The organism is Acinetobacter sp. LipI_19 (genome assembly GCF_058242925.1).
In genome coordinates this window covers 3,004,058-3,025,786 of sequence record NZ_JBZAYK010000001.1, presented here as the reverse complement: position 1 = coordinate 3,025,786, position 21,729 = coordinate 3,004,058, and the positions used below count along the sequence as shown (strand labels likewise).

Sequence of the window (21,729 nt, the reverse complement as noted above, 5' to 3'; positions counted from 1 at the left end):
AACCTAACACTTTTTAGCTAAAAGATGATTACTGAGTGAGAGGTGTATATGCAGTTAATCGCTCGGTTGAATAAGCTGTTGAATCAACATGTGTATCTTGATTGAGCATCAATTGTCTTAATAACTGTGCAGAAGCAGGCCCCATACATAAGCCATTACGGTAATGTCCAAAATTTGCCCATAAATTGTTCAGTTTAGGCATTTTTCCTATATATGGAATGCCTGTCGGTGAACTGGGACGTAATCCTGCCCATTGCTTAACAATAGGGAAGTTTGTCAATTCAGGGACCATCTCGATACAGGCTTTATAAATATTTTGCTGTGTTTGTACATTTGGACGCTTATCAAACCCGATATTGTCCATGCTTGAACCACATACGATATGACCATCTAGGCGTGGGATCAAATACATGACATTGTTCATACACATGGTGGGTAGCCAGTTTTCAGGGGTTTTAAATAACATCATTTGTCCTTGAACTGGCTCTACTGGGATCGAAAGCTGTAATTGTTCTGCCCAGCAATTTGACCATGCGCCTGTGGTAATCACAAATTGATCTGCGAAAAAACGTCGCCCATTGGTACTTTCAACAGACTGAATTTTTTGATTTTGAATATTAAATTTTTCGATCCATGTATTTTCATACACTTCAACTTGAGGGTGTTGTTTGAGATAGCTGATCAGTGATTTAAGAAGTCTTGGATTTCTAACATTGGCTAAATGTGGAAAATAAATTGCATGTTGAAATTGTGCTGAAATATGTGGGTTGATGGTTTCAAGCTGCTCTCTTTGCAGGTATTCACAATGCTGCATCGGTTCTTGATGTTGGTCTTTATAACCGAGTCCAAGCTCAAAATCTGCTTCGTCAAAAATTAGCATTCCAGTTTCATGGATTTGAAAGTCTATCCCTGTTTTAGGCTGTAGTTTCTCATTCCATTGTTGGTAAAGTTGTTTGCCATGTTGTGCCAGATGATTGACTTCATTTGGATATCTCCATGGATACATGGGTGACAAAATACCGCCACCCGCCCATGAAGCAGCATGTCCAGCATGTTGTTGATCGAACAGAGTGATGGTGCAACCTTGTTCAACAAGTTCAAGCGCGCTGAGTAAGCCACTTACTCCTGCACCGATAATGGCGATATGCATTGTGTATTCTGTACCAATTTAGAATTTTAATCCCCACCTACAAAAGCAATACTGCTTATCTTTTGAAAGAGGGGACTTTCCTTCCACGACCGAATCAGTAATGGACACTTCCCTTTCTAAAAGGTAAGGAACCATGAATTCAGTAAGGGAGGAATGTTTTACTTCATCTCTTTTAATTGACGTGCTGCATCTTCTGCATAATAGGTCCAAATACCATCTGCACCTGCACGACGGAAGCACATCAATGATTCCATGATCACGCTTTCTGATAACCAGCCATTTTGGATGGCTGCAGCAAGCATGGCATATTCACCACTGACTTGATAAACAAAGGTTGGGACACCAAAGGTATCTTTAACTTCACGTACCACATCCAAATATGGCATACCTGGTTTAACAATCACCATGTCTGCGCCTTCTTGAATATCGAGGGCGATTTCATGCAGTGCTTCAGCACGATTACCGACATCCATTTGGTAGTTATACTTATTACCACCTTTTAGGTTGGATGATGAGCCAACTGCATCGCGGAAAGGACCGTAGAAACTAGACGCGTATTTTGCAGAGTACGCCATGATACTGGTATAAATAAAATCGTTACTTTCTAAAGCTTGGCGGATTGCACCAATACGGCCGTCCATCATGTCACTTGGCGCGATCACATCTGCACCTGCTTCAGCATGGCTTAAGGCTTGTTTGATCAGGCATTGGACTGTTTCATCATTTAACACATAACCTGTATTGTCAATAATACCGTCCTGACCATGGGTGGTATAAGGATCTAATGCACCATCGGTGATGAGCACCATCTCAGGCAGTTCTTTTTTTAGCAAACGTAAAGTATTTTGAACTAAACCGTCTTCATGCCACGCTGCTTCTGCTGTTAAACTTTTGTCTTGTTGTGGTGTAACGGGGAATAAGGCAAGTTTTGATACACCAAGTTCTAATAGTGTTTCTGCTTTTTTCAACAATAAGTCTGCTGACAATCGTTGAACATTTGGCATACTTGGTACATCTTGGCTTTGGTTTTGTCCCGGAAGCACAAATACTGGATAAATGAGATGATCTGCTGTGAGTTGAGTCTCTCTTACCATTGCTCGAAGCTTATCGTTTTTACGGATACGGCGCATACGTGTAGCTGGAAAAGCAGGACGATTGAACGTATAAGTCATAACAATCTCGATGTTCAGTATTAAACTAGGCATATATTGTAGCCCTTTCATATATTTTTTGGGAAAAAGCTGAAAATTTTTCTCAATATTGGTTTCGAAATGATGATGAGTGATTCTTCTAAAATTGATTCTGCGCCTAGCGAATCGCAAAAAAAGTGGACTGGTAATTTACATTTAGGCGCGAAAGCAGATCTAAATGTGGTGCTTAACCAACTCACTAAAGCGTTTAATGGTTCGCCTTATTTTTCACATAACAATATGCAAATGCGTGTTGTCAATGATGAGATTGAAGGCTACATAACCGTATTTGATTGGCAATGTCGCATTTCAAATTTTACATGGTGGTGTGGCCGCGACATTGCTGGATAGTATTGGTGGAATTGTGGCAATGGGGGAGCTATATAAACGTGCAGAGCCAGATCAATTGCCAGACACGTTAAAGAAAGTTTCTCGTTTAGCGACAGTTGATATGCGTGTGGATTATCTTGCACCTGGGCGCGGTGAATATTTTATTGCCAAAGCTGAAACCTTGAGAATGGGGCGTAAAGGTTGCACCATGCGTATGACCATGCTCAACAATGAAGGTAAGGCGATTGCGACAGCTATTGCTTCTTATGCTTATTGATTAAGTTGAAAAGTGTACTAATCAGTACACTTTTGTATTCTTTGTGTCAATATAAGCCAGCAAAATAGATATTTTGTTGGCTTATTTTTTTTCAAAAAAATATGAATATCAATAAGATCATCCTATTTTATAAAGATAAACTATAGAGTAATATTTTTATTCTCATAATATGATTTTTACCTGTAAAATTGAGCACCACAATTTTAAGAAGTTGACTTATTCAACCATCAAGCAATGTCATATAGATATGATTAAGCAGTTTTTCAGTTTATATCTCCAAAATGCAAAGATGTTTTGACAAGTCCAAGTAAGCTAGGAACATGCGATGACTGACGCGCAAACGACGAATGCCTCTCCAAATGATGAAAATCAAGCGCAAGCGGATTTGGAAGCCAAACAAAAACGTAAAAAAATGCTGAAGATTTTTGCCATTATTGTTGTTGTAGCTGCAATTCTATATGCAATTTGGGCTTTTATTTTTGGCAATATTGTTGAAACAGACAATGCCTATGTCGGTGCTGAAACTGCTGAAATCACTTCGATGGTCAGCGGACAGGTTGCTGAGGTTTTGGTCAGTGATACTCAGCAAGTGAAAAAAGGCGATGTGCTTGCAATTATTGATAATCGTGATGCAAAAATCGCTGTTGCAGAAGCTGAAGCAGCGTTGACCAAAGCCAAGCGTCAATATACGCAAAGCTCGGCAAATAGCAGTTCATTGTCCTCACAGATTTTAGTCAGTGCAGATGATATTAACAGTGCTAAAGCACAAGTGGCGCAAGCTGATGTGGCGTATCAACAAGCACAACAAGAGTTTGCACGCCGTCAGCAGTTAAGCGCGACAGGTGCAATTTCTAAAGAAGAATTTAGCAAAGCACAAAGTGCTTTAAACAATGCCAAAGCAAATGTCGATGTGGCAAAAGCAGCATTGGCGCAAACGGAATCTAAACGTAAAGCTGCACAAAGTAATTTAGATGCCAATGAAGCTTTAATTCGGGGTACCTCACAAAGTTCAACCCCTGATGTATTGGTGGCTCAAGCCAAACTTGATCAAGCACTTTTAGATTTACAACGTACAGAAATTAAAGCGCCGTTAGATGGTGTGATTGCCCGCCGTAGTATTCAAGTCGGTCAGCGTATTGCACCAGGGACAAGTCTGATGAAAGTGGTTCCTTTGGCTGAACTTTATGTGGATGCAAACTTTAAAGAAAGTCAGTTGCAAAACGTGAAAGTTGGTCAGAAGGCAACCCTCACTTCAGACCTCTATGGGAAGAAAGTAGAGTATCACGGTACGGTGATCGGCTTTTCTGGTGGTACAGGTTCAGCATTTGCGTTGATTCCTGCACAAAATGCGACAGGTAACTGGATTAAAGTGGTTCAACGTCTACCTGTACGTATCAAACTCGATCCTAAAGAGTTGGCTGAGCATCCATTACGTGTGGGTTTATCCATGAATGCTGAGGTTGATACCTCTTCAGCGAAGTAATCACTTATGAATACAGCAACGTTTCAAAGTGAGCTTAAAGGTGGGCGTTTACTTCTTGCCGCCTTCTTTTTAGCACTTGCCAATTTTATGGTCGTACTGGATATGACCATTGCCAATGTTTCTGTGCCTCATATTACTGGAAGTTTAGCAGTATCAAGTTCTCAAGGGACTTGGGTGATTACTTCCTATGCTGTTGCTGAAGCCATCTGTGTACCTTTAACGGGGTGGCTCGCAGGACGTTTTGGTGCTGTTCGGGTATTTACCATCAGTCTGATTGGCTTTACCACATTTTCAATTCTTTGTGGCTTATCCAATAGCTTGGCGATGTTAGTGATCTGCCGGATCGGACAGGGTTTATTTGGTGGTCCAATCATGCCACTCAGTCAAACTTTGTTGATGCGTATTTTCCCACCCGAAAAGCATTCTCAAGCAATGGGGATGTGGGCAATGACGACCGTTGTTGGACCGATTCTAGGTCCTATTTTAGGCGGTACGATCAGTGATAACTGGTCATGGCATTGGATTTTCTTTATCAATATTCCAGTGGGTGTGATCTGTGCTGTTGGGGTGATGCGTCTATTAAAAGTTGCTGAAACACCGATTGCTAAACTCCCGATTGATACCATTGGCTTAACGCTGCTGATCATTTGGATTGGCGCATTACAGTTAATGCTCGATTTGGGGCATGAGCGAGATTGGTTTAATAACAGCTTTATTTGTATTTTGGCTGTGATTTTGGTAGTTGGATTTATCGCCTTTTTCATCTGGGAATATTATGAAAAACATCCTATCGTCAATATACAAATTTTCCGATACCGTGGTTTTACTATAGCAACAATCTCATTGGCTTTTGCCTTTGCAGCATTCTTTGGCAGTATTGTGCTCATTCCACAATGGTTACAGATTAACTTGGGCTATACCGCATCTTGGGCAGGTTATCTGACTGCGACGATGGGCTTTGGTAGTTTGATGATGTCGCCAGTGGTTGCCAAACTTGCGACTAAATACGACCCCAGAGCCTTGTCGAGTTTTGGTCTGATGATTTTAGGTGGCGTTACATTAATGCGTTCATTTTGGACCAGTGATGCTGACTTTATGGCGCTGGCGTTACCACAGATTATTCAAGGTTTCGCGGTACCGTTCTTCTTTATCCCACTGTCTAATATTGCTTTAGGTGTGGTACGTCCAGATGAAGTGGCTTCTGCTGCAGGTTTGATGAACTTTATGCGAACTATGGCAGGGGCTATTGGTGCATCTATTGCGGTGACCATTTGGGATGATCATACCAAGCTGGCACGTAGTGAAATCGTGTCGACTATGCATGTTGAGGAAACTCAACGTAACTTGGTCAACAGTGGCTTTAGTCCTGAAATGGCGTTGGGTACCATTTCAAATTTGGTCGATAAAGAGGCTTTAACGCTTTCGGTTAATCATGTGTTTTTAATTTTTGCGATGATTTTTATTTTCGCAGGATTGATTATTTGGTTATGTCCAAAACCGAAAGGGAATGTCGGCGCAGGACATGCGCATTAGAACTCAAGTTGTATAGAAGCCTGCTGAAAAGTGGGCTTTTTTATCGCTGCAATTAGGATGAAGCAAGACTATTTTTTGCTATTTTATCTATTGATCAAGATCAGGGTATAATACAGCGATTGTGTACCGCGATGAGTAATATGTATGAAGCCTGAATTCCAACAAGGAAAAATTAAACAATACGATGCCGATAGAGGCTTTGGCTTTATTGGTGGACTTGAACAAGATATTTTCTTTCATATTTCGGATTTTCCGCTTGCAGAGGGTGAGCCAAAGCGAAATGAAAGAGTTAAATTTATCGTTGTTGAAAATAACGGCAAGTTAAAAGCAACCAAAATTGAACGCGTTGAAGATCAATCAGCAAAGGCCAAAAAGACCCGAATTGTTGAAAATAATAAGTCGATTACCAATAATTTGTTGTCTAATTTTAGAAAGTAATAGGTATAGATTCAGGCCATTTTTTTTTGGGGGGTTATTGGATCGTAGTTTTTTTAGATAAATCCCTTTAATTGAAGGGATTTTGTATGAGGGAATTGGTTTTTTAATATAAAAATATTCCTTTGTGCTGCTAAAATCGCAGTTTCCCTCTTTTTTGAAGAGGGGAATGTTGCGAATTTTATGATGGTATTGGATTTGCAATATTGCTTGCTGAAAATGAAGTGTAAGAACGGGCAATTGGAAAAGATTAAATAAATTTAAAAAGAAGAACAGCAATGCAACCCGATAACAAAAACTTAAAATAACTGTCTCGTGATCTTAGGAATAATATGACGGATGCAGAATTATTGCTTTGGTTAAAGTTACGACACAAGCAAATTTTAGGTTTACAGTTTTATCGTCAGAAACCGATTTTAAATTACATCGTCGATTTTTACTGTCCTGCTATAAATTTGGTGATTGAATGCGATGGTGGGCAGCATTATACGGATGAGGGTTTAGAAGCTGATCGTATCCGTGATGAAGCATTGACTCAGCAAGGCTTAGTTATTTTAAGATTTGATAATGGAAAAATTTTGCTGGAAATTGATAGGGGGATTTCGAAGGTTTTTGATGTGGCGAGTCAGCATTTGGAATCCCCCTAAATCTCCCTTTGATAAAGGGGGACCTGCCGTGAATTGGATGATGGTCTTCGATTCGAGCTATTCCCTCCTTCTTGAACTTCGTTTTAAAGTAATACTTTAAACTTGTTCAGGGACGAGCTTTCACGTAATTCAATCGAGACGTGCAGTTCCCCTCTTTGAAAAGAGGGGTTAGGGGAGATTTAAATAAATCTAAGCAATCGAATCATCCAAATTTGGTGCTAACCAACGTTTTGCTTCATCCAAAGTCCAATTCTTACGCTTTGCATAATCTTCTAGCTGATCCAACGCAATTTTACCCACGTTAAAGTATTCAGACTGTGGGTTGGCATAGTAGAAACCACTGACACTTGATGGTGGCCACATTGCAAAACTGCTGGTCAATTGCGTACCAATCTTATCCGTGGTGCCTAACCAATCAAACAAAGATGCTTTTTCAGAATGCTCAGGACAAGCTGGGTAGCCCGGTGCAGGGCGAATACCGACATACTTTTCTTTAATTAATTCTTCATTCGACAGTTGCTCATCGGCTTGATAGCCCCAGAACTCTTTACGAATACGCTCATGCAAATGTTCAGCAAATGCTTCAGCAAAACGGTCACCTAAGGACTGAGCAAGAATGGCAGAATAATCATCACCTTTGGCTTTGTACTCATGCGCCATTTCTTCCGCACCAAAAATTGAAACGGTAAAACCACCCAAGTAGTCTTCGGCTTGTGCTTTGGTTGCAACAAAATCAGCCAAAGACAAATTAGGTTTACCTGTAACTTTATCTGATTGCTGACGAATATGATGGAAGGTATGGGTTACAGATTGACCATCTTCATTAAAGACCTCAACAGAGTCTGCGGCTGAACGGTTTGCAGGATAAATCCCAAAAACGGCACGCGCATCGAAACGCTTATTGTCAATAATGTCTTTGAGCATCGCTTGAGCTTGATTATACAAATCAGTCGCAGCTTCACCGACCACGTCATCTTGTAAAATTTTCGGGAATTTACCCGCCAAACTCCAAGAAATAAAGAATGGCGTCCAGTCAAAATATTCTACTAACGTATCAAGAGGGTAATGGGTTAAGGTTTGCAAACCAATAAAGTTAGGTTTTACTGGTGGATTGGCGGCAAAGTCAATTTTTAGACCATTTTCAATGGATTCTGTATACGACAATTTAGCTGCTTTCGGTTGCTTGTTGGCAATACGTTCACGTACTTTTTCATATTCAGCACGATGTTCATCCACAAATTTAGGCTTCATTTCGGGAGACAACAGGGTGGTTGCAACACCCACCGCACGAGAAGCATCGGCAACATAGATCACTGCATCATTTGAGTATTGAGGATCAATTTTTACTGCAGTGTGTGCTTTCGATGTAGTTGCGCCACCAATCAACAGTGGAATTTTAAAACCCTTGCGCTGCATTTCTTTTGCAACAAACACCATTTCATCAAGCGATGGGGTAATCAAACCTGATAAGCCGATAATATCGACTTTTTCATCAATTGCAGTCTGTAAAATTTTCTCGCAAGACACCATGACACCAAGGTCAACAATGTCATAACCATTACACCCCAGTACAACACCGACAATGTTTTTACCAATATCGTGTACATCGCCTTTTACAGTCGCCATCAACACTTTACCTTTGGATTGGCTGCCTGTTTTTTCGGCTTCAATGTACGGGTTTAACCATGCTACGGCTTGTTTCATCACCCGTGCAGATTTAACCACTTGAGGTAAGAACATTTTACCTGAGCCGAATAAGTCACCGACCACATTCATACCGTCCATCAATGGACCTTCAATCACATCAAGTGGACGTTTGGACTTTAAGCGGGCTTCTTCAGTATCTTCATCGATAAAGCTGGTAATCCCTTTGACCAATGCATATTCAAGACGCTTTTCAACAGGTTCATTACGCCATTCAAGGTTTTCAACCTGTTTTTGGGCAGCACTTTGACCACGGTACTGTTCAGCAACTTCAAGCAATTTTTCTGTTGCATCTTGACCGCTGTCACCTTGATTCTGGTTGAGAATGACATCTTCAACAGCGGCTTTCAGCTCCTTAGGAATATCATCATAGATGGCCATTTGACCCGCATTGACAATTCCCATGGTCATGCCTTGTTTGATGGCATAGTAAAGGAATACAGAGTGAATGGCTTCACGAACAGGTTCATTGCCACGGAAAGAGAACGACACGTTAGACACACCACCAGAAATCATGGCATGTGGTAAGTTTTGTTTAATCCAGCCGGTTGCTTCAATAAAGTCCACAGCATAGTTATTGTGTTCTTCAATCCCCGTTGCAACAGCAAAAACGTTCGGATCAAAAATAATGTCTTCCGCAGGAAAACCAACTTCATTGACCAACACATCATAAGAGCGCTTACAGATTTCACGTTTACGTGCGGCAGTATCTGCCTGACCTGTTTCATCAAATGCCATCACAATGACAGCTGCACCATATTGGCGACACAAACGTGCTTTATGGACAAACTCATCATAACCTTCTTTTAAGGAAATGGAGTTAACAACAGGTTTACCTTGTACACATTTTAGACCTGCTTCAATGATTTCCCATTTAGAGGAGTCAATCATGATTGGTACTTTAGAGATTTCAGGCTCAGATGCAACCAGATTTAAGAAATGTACCATCGCGTTTTGCGAATCGAGCATTCCTTCATCCATATTGATGTCAATGATTTGTGCGCCTGAAACTACTTGTTGTAATGCAACATCGAGTGCTTCTGCAAAGTTTTCTTCACGGATTAAACGGAGGAATTTTTTAGAACCAGTGACATTGGTACGTTCACCAACATTGACAAACAATGAGTCGTCATAAATATTAAATGGCTCTAAACCACTGAGGCGACATGCAGGTTTGATGTCTGGAATTTTACGCGGTGGGATGTCTTTGACCGCATTATAAATGGCACGAATATGGTCAGGTGTGGTACCACAACATCCACCAGTGATATTGATTAAGCCACTTTCAGCAAATTCTTTTAAGAAGGCTGCTGTTTCTTCTGGTGTTTCATCATAGCCACCAAATGCGTTTGGTAAGCCAGCGTTTGGATGCGCTGAAACAAAAACATCCGCAACATCTGATACAGTTTTGACATGTGGACGCATGGCATCTGCACCTAAGGCGCAGTTAAATCCAATTGACAATAAATCGCCGTGACGAACAGAGTTCCAAAATGCTTCTGCAGTTTGTCCTGTTAAGGTACGACCAGAAGCATCCGTAATTGTGCCTGAAATCATCAGCGGTAATTCACGGCCAAGTTGTTTAAAGACTTCTTTTACCGCAAAAATTGCTGCTTTACAGTTTAAAGTATCAAACACAGTTTCAATAAGAAGGATGTCTGCACCACCTTCAATTAAAGCATGTGTGGCTTCAATATAATTTTCTTTGAGTTCATCAAAGGTAATGTTGCGAAACGCTGGATCATTCACATTCGGTGAGATCGAGCAGGTACGTGATGTAGGCCCCAATACTCCAGCAACAAAACGTGGTTTGTCAGGGGTTGAGTATTTTTCACAAGCAGCTTTGGCAAGTCGGGCTGCTTCAAAGTTGATCTCATGGACTAAATCTTCCATGTGATAGTCAGACATTGAAACACGTGTACCGTTAAAGCTATTGGTTTCAATAATGTCAGCACCAGCATCTAGGTAAGCTTCATGGATGCCTTGAATAATTTGGGGTTGAGTTAACACTAAAAGGTCATTGTTACCTTTTAAGTCAGATGCCCAATCAGCAAAACGCTCACCACGATAATCAGCTTCTTCCAGTTTATGGCGTTGGATCATAGTTCCCATCGCACCATCAATAATTAGGATGCGTTGGGCAAGAAGCTCTTTTAACGTGGTAAGCGTGGACATTAAAACTCTCAATAAAATCGGATTTTAAAAATAGCCGATATGTTATCAGAATGTAGACTTTCAAGGTACCAGTCTTGATGTACTTCCTGATTATAGATTTTTGATCTGTAAAATTATAAAAAATCATTGGGTTAGGTTTTTTTTTGATCTTTTTATATCATTGGTATTTACAATATACTAGGTTTTGTTCGTAATCATTTTATGTATCGATTGAAAAGTAAATGATTGATCGGCGTGTTAGCGCAAGGTTTTTAAAATGTGTGGGATATTGTTCAGATGATCTATTTATTGGTCTGGCACATTTAATTTAAGACGATTCGTTGAAGATATAGGATACTTTTTTAGTGTAGGGCAATTGTTGGCGTTAAACTTGCTTGGATTAGGTAAGCGGGATTTATTGGAACATATGTAAAAATAAAGTTAAAAGTATGTTTGTTTTTTCATCAATTTGTCATAAATTTCATGAAAAATAGCAATACCAAATGATAAATAGTTCAAATTGATCTGAAATATTACAAATATTATTTCAGATTAAAATAAAATATTTTGCTCAAGTTATATTGGTTTTATTGGTTTAAGATACTAATTATAAATAATAAAAATATTAATTTAGTCGCTTATGTAGCGAAACACTGAGGTGAAATAATTATAAATTTCACTTCATATGACCTCTATTTGTCATATAATTGTCACAATTTAATTGAACAATAAGCGCATTCTAATATTCGCTAACTTTCTGCATGAATTCGAATTTACCTCCCGTCACAGATTCTGCACAGTCACCTAAACCCGTTCAATCGACGAATGTGCACGTCCCTACACCGAAATTTTTTATGCCGGTGTTTCTGACGATTATCATTGCTACCTTAATCTACATTGGGGTGCAAGTTAGTGCAGATTTAGCACATGTTCCACCGTTAAGCCTCTACTCAGTGATTCTTTTAGCGACAGCGTTGTTTATCGCTTTGGGTTTTGAGTTTGTAAATGGTTTTCATGATACAGCCAATGCTGTAGCAACCGTGATTTATACCAATGCATTGCCTGCGCCTGTAGCAGTCATGTGGGCAGGCTTTTGTAACTTCCTTGGGGTAATGGTTGCCAGTGGTGCAGTTGCGTATGGAATTATTGCATTGCTTCCTGTTGAACTGATCATGAATGTAGGCAGTGGCGCTGGTTTTGCTATGGTTTTTGCCATGCTAATTGCGGCGATTCTGTGGAATTTAGGCACTTGGTTCTTAGGTATTCCAGCATCAAGCTCTCACACCTTGATTGGCTCAATTTTGGGTGTAGGCATCATGAACTACATTTTGCATGCTTCAACTGGTGCAAGTGGTGTAGACATGGATCAAGTGCTTAAAGTGGGTAAAGCATTACTGTTTTCTCCTTTGATTGGTTTTGCATTTGCAGCAATTGTATTTTTGATTGTTAAAAAAATATTTAAAAAGCAACTTGAGTTGTTCCAACCCCCTGAAGGCAATAAACCACCACCACCATTGATTCGTGCGGTTCTGATTTTCACCTGTACAGGTGTGAGCTTTGCACATGGTTCAAATGATGGTCAAAAAGGTATGGGGTTAATCATGTTGATTTTGATTGGTATTGTGCCTTTGGCTTATTCGTTGAATAGAGGATTAGACCAACAGCATTTACAGTCATTCTCACAATTGTCTGGTCAAACTGCGACGGCAATTTATGCACAGCATGCCGATATTCCAGATGAACAAGCGCGTGTAACCATCACTAAATTTATCCAAACCAAAGAAATGAATCCTGAAGTTGTTCCAGCATTGGCCAGTTTGACTGATCATTTGGGCGAGCGTGTTGGTAAATTTGGTGATCTCAAAGATATTCCAGAAGCTGAAGTATCTTCATTACGTAATGATATGTACTTAAGCACCACGGCTTTTAAACGCTTGGATAAAGCGGATCAACTTCCAAAAATGGATGAAGCTCAAGGCAAAGTGGTAAAAGAGTATCGCAAAAACTTAGATTCTTTCCTCCAATATATTCCAAACTGGGTAAAAGTTGCTGTGGCATTGGCATTGGGTTTAGGAACAATGGTGGGATGGAAACGTATTGTGGTTACTGTGGGCGAGCGTATTGGTAAACATCATATGACCTACGGTCAAGGGATGTCTGCTGAGCTTGTGGCAATGTCGACAATCGCTGCTGCAGATGGCTTTGGTTTACCCGTTTCAACGACTCATGTACTCAACAGTGCGGTTGCAGGAACCATGGTCGCCAATAAAACTGGATTGAATTTTGCAACAGTCAAAACGATTCTTTCTGCATGGATTTTTACCTTACCTGCAACGATTTGTTTATCAGGTGGTTTATTCTGGCTATTTTTAAAAGTATTTTAATTTAAAAGTTAGAGATGGCGATTGTTTTTAAAAATTGAATGATCGTTATTATCTGAATTTAAAAGAAAAAGAGTGCACTTTGGTGCACTCTTTTTCTTTTGGGTAATGGAATTTTAAAATATGAATAACACAATTTCACCATTGAAAAAAACTTATAAAAAAATTAAGGTGTGTTTGTAAATCAAACTTGAGAACAATGAGCATGTATTTAAGAAAATCACTTTGTGCTGCTGTATTACTTGGAATGTCTTTACCTGTATTTGCACAGGGAATCGTATTAAATAATGAAGATCTTCGCACAGATTTGAACTGGTTAAATCAACAAGGTGTAATACAAATCAGTACATCGACTTGGCCGATGAGTGGGGATGAAATTCAGCGTGCCTTATCTCAAGCAAAAGTTTTAAACAATACTCAACAAAAAGTTATTGATTCAATTCTAAATGCCTTAAAAGCAGATAATCAAACTGCAAAATTAGGTTTATTTGCCGAAACTGATCAAAAAAATATTCCTCAAGCTTTTGGGGATAGTGCAAAAGCACAATATGTGGGTTCGTTAGAATTTAATGCAGGCGGTGAAAATTGGGATGCAAAGCTTCGTGTCAATGGTGAAAAAGATCCGCAAATTGATAACGGCCAAGATGTCAATGTGGAAGGTTCATATATTGCAGGGAAGTTGTGGAATCAATGGGTTATTGCGGGTCAAATCCCAACATATTGGGGGCCAGGACATGATGGTAGTTTGATTCGTGGTGATGCCAGCCGTCCAGTTTATGGTTTTACAGCACAGCGTGCTGAACAAAAGGCTTTTGAATCTAAATGGTTGTCTTGGATTGGTCCTTGGCAATATCAAGCATTTGCTGGACAGCTAGATGATTATAAAGCTGTTCCAGATGCTAAGCTGCTAGGATTTCGTTTAACAGCACAACCATTGCCATATTTAGAACTGGGTGCTTCACGTACTTTACAATGGGGCGGAGAAGGGCGTTCACAAAGTTGGGATTCACTATGGAATGCCATAAAAGGGAATGATAACTTTGAAAATGGTGATGATGACAAATCTAATCAGGTTGCAGGTTTTGATGCTCGTTTAAATTTACAAAAGTTATTGAATGTACCTTTTAGTTTATATGGCCAGTATGTTGGGGAAGATGAAGCAGGGCTATTACCTTCGAAAAAAATGTATTTGGCAGGTATGGATTATTCGACAAGTTTTAAAAACATGCCAGTTCAGCTTTATGCTGAGTGGGCAGATACAACAACAAATGGTGATGTTCAGGCGATTTCTTATAATCATTATATTTATAAAGATGGTTATTACCAACAAGGTTTCCCATTGGGACATGCAATGGGTGGAGATGGTGAAATGATTTCTGTCGGTGGTGATATTCGTTTTGATGTGATGAATCGTTTATCTGGTCGTGCACTGTATGCCAAAGTTAACCAATCTGCTGCTTCCTTTGGTGATAAGCAAATCAACTTAGCTTTTCCAGAAAAAGACAAAATTAAAGCATTAGATTTAACTTGGACACATTATATTAAACCGACCATGCCATTAAAAATTAATGGTTGGGTGAGTGATTCTGATCTACATGGCAATGATGCAGGTGCTTCTGTTGGAATCGAAATTCCTTTAGATAAAGCATTATTCGGCCATTAAGACCTGAGTTATCGGCTGTATATATCTAATTTTAAGCATATACAGTTTGATAAGTTGGGACTAAGCTAAAATCGCTTCTTTAAAATTTTTACAAAAGAAGCGATTTTTAGTTTTTGATTGTTGGTTGAATTATTTGATATGCAGATCTTCAATTTTTTAAAGGCTGACTTGACAACGGTGAGCCTTTTTTATGTTTAGGCTTGATCTTTTTCAAGCGTGAGCATTTGACGGTCATTATTAAATGAATTACATCTATTAGGGTCTGTTGACATTTCATAAATGGCTTGCGTTGTAGGCTAAAATTGAGCAGGCAAGGCATGAAACGAAGAGAATAGCGAGACTATTTACGAGTTTCATAACGCAGACTGAGATAATTTTAGCCACAACCCTGAGCAAGAACAAAGCACTGCTTTGTTTGCAGCGCAAGGCGCAGCGGGGGACTAGAGTGTTTTTTGCTGCTACATCGTTACGAACTATTTATTTAGAATGACTAAATTTCATATTTCGTGCCTTGTATCATCTAAAAATCACCGTAGTCGCAAACGTAGACGAATTGTCAACAGACCCTAGTTATGTTAATACCTTTTTATATTGGATAAATCCTGTTTTACTCGCAATACGATCATAAAGGTGTTGGGCGCTAATATTGGATTCTTGAGTGAGCCAATAAACACGGTCAAACTTTGTTGTGCAGACCAGATAACAATGCTCAATTAATTGTCGTGCTAAACCTCGATTCCTAAAAGCTTCATCCACAAATAAATCTTGTAGATAACAATAGGGTAAATCTGTCCACATGCTCATATGTGCAATCAAATGTACAAAGCCAACCACTTGACCATTTACTTTGATGGCAAAACCAAACATATCAGCTTGTTCAGGATTTGTGATTCGCTTCCAAGATAATCTTATTTGTTCATCACTGAGTTGTGATTTATAAAATGTTAAATAGCCGCGCCAAAGTGGAAGCCATTGCTCAAAATCAATTTGTTCTAGTGCAATAATTTGTGTGGTCATGCCGATCTCTTGTTGTTGCTTATGATGTTTTTATATATGAATATAAAAAAACAAGCAAAAGGGTTGAGGTGTAAATCACTATAATGAATATAAATTTTAATATGTGTAATAAGTACACGTTTTTGTGAGCTGGTGCTGTCAATGCCTATATCTGAGGAAAGACTTACTCATCTAAAACAGCTTGAAGCTGAGAGTATTCATATCATCCGTGAAGTTGCTGCTGAGTTTGAAAATCCAGTGATGCTTTACTCAATCGGGAAAGACTCAGCTGTCATGCTGCATCTTGCTTTAAAAGCATTTTATCCTGCTAAACTTCCTTTCCCACTGTTGCATGTTGACACAGGCTGGAAATTTAAGGATATGATTAAATTCCGTGACAACATGGCAAAAGAACACGGTTTTGATCTGATCGTGCATCAAAACAAAGAAGGTAAAGATGCAGGCGTAAATCCATTTGATTATGGTAGTTCAAAATATACCGATATTATGAAAACCCAAGGCTTAAAACAGGCTTTGGATAAGTATCAGTTTGATGCTGCATTTGGTGGTGCACGCCGTGATGAAGAAAAGTCACGTGCAAAAGAACGTGTTTATTCTTTTCGTGATTCTAAGCACCGTTGGGATCCTAAAAACCAACGTCCAGAGCTTTGGAATCTTTATAACGGTAAAGTCAATAAAGGCGAGAGTATCCGTGTATTCCCATTGTCAAACTGGACTGAGTTAGACATTTGGCAATATATCTACCAAGAAAGTATTCCTTTGGTGCCTTTGTATTTAGCAGCTGAACGTCCAGTTGTTGAACGTAGTGGTACGTTGATCATGGTGGATGATGAACGTATGCGTTTAAAAGAAGGTGAAGTTCCACAAATGAAATCGGTACGTTTCCGTACTTTGGGCTGTTACCCGTTGACAGGTGCGGTTGAATCAACGGCAACAACACTGCCTGAAATTATCCAAGAAATGCTTTTAGCCACAAGCTCTGAACGTCAAGGTCGTATGATTGACCATGATGAAGCGGGTTCGATGGAAAAGAAAAAGCAAGAAGGCTATTTCTAAGGATTTTTTATATGAATCCTCCCTAATCCCTCTTTATAAAAGAGGAGGGAACTCCAGCAACAAAATGGAGGAAAGTCCTCTGCTATCAAAGGAGCTTTTAGGAGGATTTAAAGATATAGCAAGAGATTTCAAAATATTGTGGAGCTTTGAGCAATGTCTCATCAATCAGAATTAATTAGTCAAGATATCTTGGCATATTTAAAACAGCATGAAAATAAAGACCTATTACGTTTTTTGACATGCGGTAATGTGGATGATGGTAAATCAACGTTAATTGGTCGTTTACTTTACGATTCAAAATTGATTTACGAAGATCAATTACAAGCAGTAACCCGTGATTCGAAAAAAGTGGGTACAACAGGTGATGCACCTGACTTGGCCTTGCTTGTCGATGGTTTACAAGCTGAACGTGAGCAAGGTATTACCATTGATGTGGCTTATCGTTATTTTTCTACTGAAAAGCGTAAGTTCATTATTGCTGATACACCGGGACATGAACAATATACCCGTAACATGGCCACAGGTGCATCTACCGCAGATCTTGCAATCATCTTGATTGATGCCCGTTATGGCGTACAAACGCAAACTCGTCGTCATACTTTTATTGCGAGCCTATTAGGTATTCGTAATATTGTGGTTGCGATTAACAAAATGGACTTGGTTGAATTCTCTGAAGAACGTTTCAATGAAATTCAAGTTGAGTACAATAATTTTGTCAATCAATTGGGTGAGCGTAAACCTGCCAATATCATCTTCTCGCCAATTTCTGCATTGAATGGTGATAACGTTGTAAATAAATCCGAAAATACACCGTGGTATCAAGGTAAAACCTTGATGGAAACATTGGAAACTGTTGAAATTACACATGATGTAAGCAAACATGAGTTCCGTTTTCCAGTGCAATATGTGAACCGTCCTAACCTCGATTTCCGTGGTTTCTGCGGTACGATTGCTTTAGGTGAAGTGAAAGTTGGTGATGAAATTGTGGCTTTACCTTCGGGCAAGAAATCAACAGTGAAAGAAATAGTCACTTTTGATGGTAACTTAGCGCATGCTATAGCAGGTCAGGCTGTAACTCTAACGTTAAATGATGAAATTGATATTTCGCGTGGTAATGTCTTGGTCAAAGCAGGTGAGCAACCGCTCATTTCACGTTCTGCTCGTGCGACAGTCGTATGGATGACTGATCAGCCATTAGTGTTGGGCAAACTTTATAATGTGAAGTTTGGTACACAAACCATTCCGGCTAAGGTTGCGAAGATTAACTATCGTACCAATGTCAACACATTGGAAAAAATGCAAGTTGAACAGCTTGATTTAAATGCCATTGCAGATGTAACGATTGAGTTTGATGCACCAGTGGTATTTGACCGTTATCATGACAGTCGTTATACGGGTTCTTTTATCTTCATTGACCGTTTAAGTAATGTGACTGTTGGTGCGGGTATGGTTGAAGCTGCGGTTGAATGGACTGCACACAATGAACCTGTCACTGCTGAAGCACGTGCTGCACGTTTAGGTCAAAAACCTGCTGTGGTTGCTGTATCTGCTCAAGTACTTGAACATTCGCAAGCTCTTGAAAGCTTGCTTATTCAACAAGGTGTTGTTGCGATTGCAAAAGCAGGTTTATCAAGCGATCAAGTTGCATTGCTTCGTCAAACTGGTGTTGTGGTGGTGACGAATGTTGAACAAGGTGCTGATGTAGTATTTGCTCAAGAAGCAGTTGAAGAATTGGCTGAAAAAATTGTGGAATTGGTTCGTCTTTAACAGATTGGATTGATTGAGAGAAACCCACCATAAGGTGGGTTTTTCATGCAAAAAATTTAATATATATAAGATAATACTAATCAACATTATATAGATTAAAGCATTTTGAATTTTGCGTTATTTAATACTTAGAGCGTGTGTTTTGCTATAAATAAAGGGATTTTTAAATTACTATTCTCAGCAACAGTCGATGAGTACTTTTTGCAACGCTCAGCTAAATTTATTTAAAACTAATGAGCGGCACGGCTGTGTAAGCTGTAAGATAAGAAGAATTAACATTTATGGAATGTGATCAAAACAGACTTACAACAGCACAAGCAATAAAATTTAGTTTTAAATCAAGTTAAGATTTAATAGTAGGTCATGTAATGAAAATATTTTTCCTGATAGGAATAACAAGCGTGTTGACAGCATGTGCTTCAAACCCACCGAAGAAAATACCTGAGCCGACCAAAGAATGCCATAATTATCATGCAATGATGACGGCACCTATGGATCCGATGGCAATGCAACGTTTAAAACAAACTTGTGAAGAGTCCGAACAACAAAAATAATTTAATGATCAATCATGTGCCGATCATTATAAAAAATGCGCTAATTCTATAGGCTTAGCGCATTTAATTTTTATATAGTTGCGAATATTATAGTTAAAAAGCATGTTGCGTTTTTAAAGTCAAATACGCTCGTAAATCTTTTGGATAGTCTTGAATTAGTGCTAAAAACAGCGCTTGATTACCTTGATATAAAGCACGAGTGGCTTCCTCATAATTTGGCATATTGCCTGACATTGCTGACATAAAACGATCAGTTGCCTGTTTTGCCAACATTTTATTGCTTGCTGAATTAGGGTTATTTAACTCTTGGTCAATCAATTTTCGAATCACAGCAGATGCACTAGAACTTTGTTGATCTAACCAATCCCAATGCTTTTGCTGCAAAGTGATTTCACGAGAAATCACCCCTAATTTAGGACGGCCAACTTTTTTAACCGCTTCAGGTTTAGCATAACGTTGTTGAATATCTGCTGTAGATCCGATGGTATTAACATCAATGGCTTGGCCCGTTTGATCATTAAAAATCAACACAGGTGTGGAGGTGTTTTGTTGAGTCTTAATGGTTAATGCTACGTTTAACAAAGAATCAGTGATTAAACGCTCATTGCCAACAAAGGCAGAGTAGGTGTTTTCAGTATTCATTTTAAAACCTTTGAATATTTTTATCAGGGTAAAACTAATTCGTGTTTGAATATTATCAGGGTAAAATTAAATTAGCAAACAAAAAATGATCAATATAGTTTTTTGATGCCAAAAAACGGTAATAAAAAAGCATGTAAATCTTTAAGAATTAAATGCTTAATTGTCAAAAATATAACGATTAAAAGCGATAACCTATTTTTAAATCATAAGTGAGCGCATGGTGATCTGTAATTAACAACATAGTTTGTTTTTTTCATCTTTGTTTTTATGTCTTTATCCGTTTGGTGCCATTTGTATAAATATTTGAAAATTATATTTTTGTAAGGATACCCACGATATTTTGTAGACATTGGTGGTGAAATATTTGCACATGCACTGGTTTATGTTCAAATACAGAAAACATGAAAAGTAATGAATGGAATAGGAAAGAAATTATGTCTACAAATAATATGCAACAGGTCATTATTACAGAACCTGGTGGTATAGAAAAACTGGCTTATGAAACGGTAGAAATTCCTCAACCCAAAGTAGATGAAGTTTTGATTAAAGTCCATGCATTTGGGATTAATCGCCCCGATATTTTACAGCGTCAAGGCTTATATCCTATGCCAAAAGGGGTGACACCTGTTCCTGGTTTGGAAGTTGCTGGAGAAGTGATTGCAGTGGGCGAAGATGTTACTTTATTTACTGTGGGCGATAAAATTTGTGGATTAACCAATGGTGGTGGCTACGCAGAATATTGTGTCGTGCCAGAATCTCAAACCATTCATATTCCTGAAGCTGTAAGTTTTGTTCAAGCTGCAGCAATACCTGAAACTTTCTTTACGGTATGGGCCAATGTTTTTCAAATGGCACATGCCAAAGCAGGTGAAACACTATTGGTACATGGTGGTACAAGTGGTATTGGTACAACCGCATTAATGTTAGCGCAATCATTCGGTTTGAAAAGCTTTGCAACTGTAGGTTCAGATGAGAAAGTTCAAGCTATTCGCAATTTGACTGATGCAATTAATTATAAAACTCAGGACTTTGAACAGGTCATTACTGAAAAGACCCAAAATGAGGGTGTTGATATTATTCTTGACATGGTTGGGGCGCCTTATCTAGATCAAAATCTAAACCTACTCCGTAGAGATGGGCGTTTGGTCTATATCGCATTTTTGGGCGGTGCAAAGGCCAAAGAGGTAAAATTGGGACAGATTATGATGAAACGCCTCACTATTACCGGTTCAACTATGCGTGCACGCACAACTGCTGAAAAAGCTGAAATTGCCAAAGGTTTGATGCAACATGTCGTCCCATTGTGGGCAAAAGGGGAATGTTTACCAATGATTTATAAAACATTTAAGTTTGATCAAATTCAGGCTGCGCATGCATGTATGGATACAGGTGAGCATATTGGTAAAGTTGTGGTGGAAGTGATTTAAGATAAGTTTTCTATTTAACTCTGTGATTAAACTATTTCTCTAAAAGTTGATTCTCATTATTAAAGAATTAGCACTACCTCGTATTAGCTTGAAAAGTTTACATAGTTTTGCGTAGGCGATGGCTCGCTTTTCGTAGGGATTGTCAAACCTTGCGCTGCAAACAAAGCAGTGCTTTGTTTTTGCTCATGTTGAGCGAGGGGTATAGGGCGTACCCCTCGCTCAACCGCGACATCCATGTCGCTAAGCTATCGATACACTATGTATGATTAAATGATGAAAAAATGTTCAATTTATATTTAATTCATTAAATTAATTGATA

16 protein-coding genes and 1 pseudogene are annotated in these 21,729 nt (G+C 39.0%); 11 read left to right on the top strand and 6 right to left on the bottom strand.

Annotation, left to right across the window (positions count from 1 at the left end; translation table 11 throughout):
• Positions 1-28: 28 nt before the first annotated feature.
• Together thiO and hemB are read right to left on the bottom strand one after the other, a co-directional pair.
• A complete protein-coding gene (gene thiO, locus AC4CVF_RS14660; RefSeq protein WP_419327556.1) occupies positions 29-1,150 on the bottom strand; it encodes a glycine oxidase ThiO in 1,122 nt (373 codons plus the stop codon).
• A gap of 158 nt (positions 1,151-1,308) precedes the next feature.
• Positions 1,309-2,322 carry a porphobilinogen synthase gene (gene hemB, locus AC4CVF_RS14655; protein WP_171500326.1) on the bottom strand — a complete coding sequence of 338 codons (1,014 nt, stop codon included), beginning with the start codon at positions 2,320-2,322 and terminating at the stop codon, positions 1,309-1,311.
• 99 nt (positions 2,323-2,421) lie between these two features.
• Between hemB and AC4CVF_RS14650 the strand changes: the two are divergent.
• The 5 genes and pseudogenes from AC4CVF_RS14650 (at position 2,422) to AC4CVF_RS14630 (ending at position 7,045) form a co-directional block, all read left to right on the top strand.
• Positions 2,422-2,947, top strand: a pseudogene (locus tag AC4CVF_RS14650) (thioesterase family protein).
• Positions 2,948-3,272: 325 nt separating this feature from the next.
• Positions 3,273-4,430 (top strand): HlyD family secretion protein, encoded by a 1,158-nt coding sequence (locus tag AC4CVF_RS14645; RefSeq protein WP_004819348.1) that lies wholly within the window; start codon positions 3,273-3,275, stop codon positions 4,428-4,430.
• A gap of 6 nt (positions 4,431-4,436) precedes the next feature.
• Entirely contained in the window at positions 4,437-5,963 is a 1,527-nt protein-coding gene (locus tag AC4CVF_RS14640; RefSeq protein ID WP_419327558.1) for a DHA2 family efflux MFS transporter permease subunit, read from the top strand.
• A 144-nt stretch (positions 5,964-6,107) separates the two neighbouring features.
• On the top strand, positions 6,108-6,401 hold the full coding sequence (locus tag AC4CVF_RS14635) for a cold-shock protein (RefSeq protein WP_004819352.1): 294 nt from the start codon (positions 6,108-6,110) through the stop codon (positions 6,399-6,401).
• Between the two features lie 305 nt (positions 6,402-6,706).
• On the top strand, positions 6,707-7,045 hold the full coding sequence (locus tag AC4CVF_RS14630) for an endonuclease domain-containing protein (protein ID WP_419359210.1): 339 nt from the start codon (positions 6,707-6,709) through the stop codon (positions 7,043-7,045).
• A 189-nt stretch (positions 7,046-7,234) separates the two neighbouring features.
• On the opposite strand, the gene metH is transcribed toward AC4CVF_RS14630, so the two are convergent.
• The gene (gene metH, locus AC4CVF_RS14625; RefSeq protein ID WP_490789642.1) at positions 7,235-10,924 is read right to left on the bottom strand and encodes a methionine synthase; all 3,690 of its coding nucleotides are present in this window, start codon (positions 10,922-10,924) and stop codon (positions 7,235-7,237) included.
• Between the two features lie 740 nt (positions 10,925-11,664).
• Here metH and AC4CVF_RS14620 point away from each other — a divergent pair.
• Positions 11,665-13,287 (top strand): inorganic phosphate transporter, encoded by a 1,623-nt coding sequence (locus AC4CVF_RS14620; RefSeq protein WP_336952934.1) that lies wholly within the window; start codon positions 11,665-11,667, stop codon positions 13,285-13,287.
• Between the two features lie 202 nt (positions 13,288-13,489).
• Complete coding sequence (locus tag AC4CVF_RS14615; protein ID WP_490789930.1) at positions 13,490-14,947, top strand: capsule assembly Wzi family protein; 1,458 nt, start codon at positions 13,490-13,492, stop codon at positions 14,945-14,947.
• Positions 14,948-15,517: 570 nt separating this feature from the next.
• Here AC4CVF_RS14615 and AC4CVF_RS14610 read toward each other — a convergent pair.
• Positions 15,518-15,964: a GNAT family N-acetyltransferase gene (locus tag AC4CVF_RS14610; protein ID WP_490789641.1), complete on the bottom strand. Its 447-nt coding sequence runs from the start codon at positions 15,962-15,964 to the stop codon at positions 15,518-15,520.
• Between the two features lie 147 nt (positions 15,965-16,111).
• On the opposite strand from AC4CVF_RS14610, the gene cysD reads away from it, so the two are divergent.
• From cysD to AC4CVF_RS14595, 3 genes are all read left to right on the top strand, one after another.
• Positions 16,112-17,020: a sulfate adenylyltransferase subunit CysD gene (cysD, locus tag AC4CVF_RS14605; RefSeq protein ID WP_026040334.1), complete on the top strand. Its 909-nt coding sequence runs from the start codon at positions 16,112-16,114 to the stop codon at positions 17,018-17,020.
• Between the two features lie 153 nt (positions 17,021-17,173).
• Entirely contained in the window at positions 17,174-18,787 is a 1,614-nt protein-coding gene (gene cysN / locus AC4CVF_RS14600) for a sulfate adenylyltransferase subunit CysN (protein ID WP_490789640.1), read from the top strand.
• A 401-nt stretch (positions 18,788-19,188) separates the two neighbouring features.
• Complete coding sequence (locus AC4CVF_RS14595; RefSeq protein ID WP_419327635.1) at positions 19,189-19,341, top strand: hypothetical protein; 153 nt, start codon at positions 19,189-19,191, stop codon at positions 19,339-19,341.
• A gap of 93 nt (positions 19,342-19,434) precedes the next feature.
• Here the strand turns inward: AC4CVF_RS14595 and AC4CVF_RS14590 are convergent, their stop codons facing one another.
• Positions 19,435-19,983 carry a DUF2239 family protein gene (locus AC4CVF_RS14590; protein ID WP_336952928.1) on the bottom strand — a complete coding sequence of 183 codons (549 nt, stop codon included), beginning with the start codon at positions 19,981-19,983 and terminating at the stop codon, positions 19,435-19,437.
• Positions 19,984-20,417: 434 nt separating this feature from the next.
• Between AC4CVF_RS14590 and AC4CVF_RS14585 the strand changes: the two genes are divergently transcribed.
• Complete coding sequence (locus AC4CVF_RS14585) at positions 20,418-21,410, top strand: NAD(P)H-quinone oxidoreductase (RefSeq protein WP_419327562.1); 993 nt, start codon at positions 20,418-20,420, stop codon at positions 21,408-21,410.
• An 83-nt stretch (positions 21,411-21,493) separates the two neighbouring features.
• On the opposite strand, the gene AC4CVF_RS14580 is transcribed toward AC4CVF_RS14585, so the two are convergent.
• A complete protein-coding gene (locus AC4CVF_RS14580) occupies positions 21,494-21,646 on the bottom strand; it encodes a hypothetical protein (protein WP_419327563.1) in 153 nt (50 codons plus the stop codon).
• Positions 21,647-21,729: the final 83 nt, after the last annotated feature.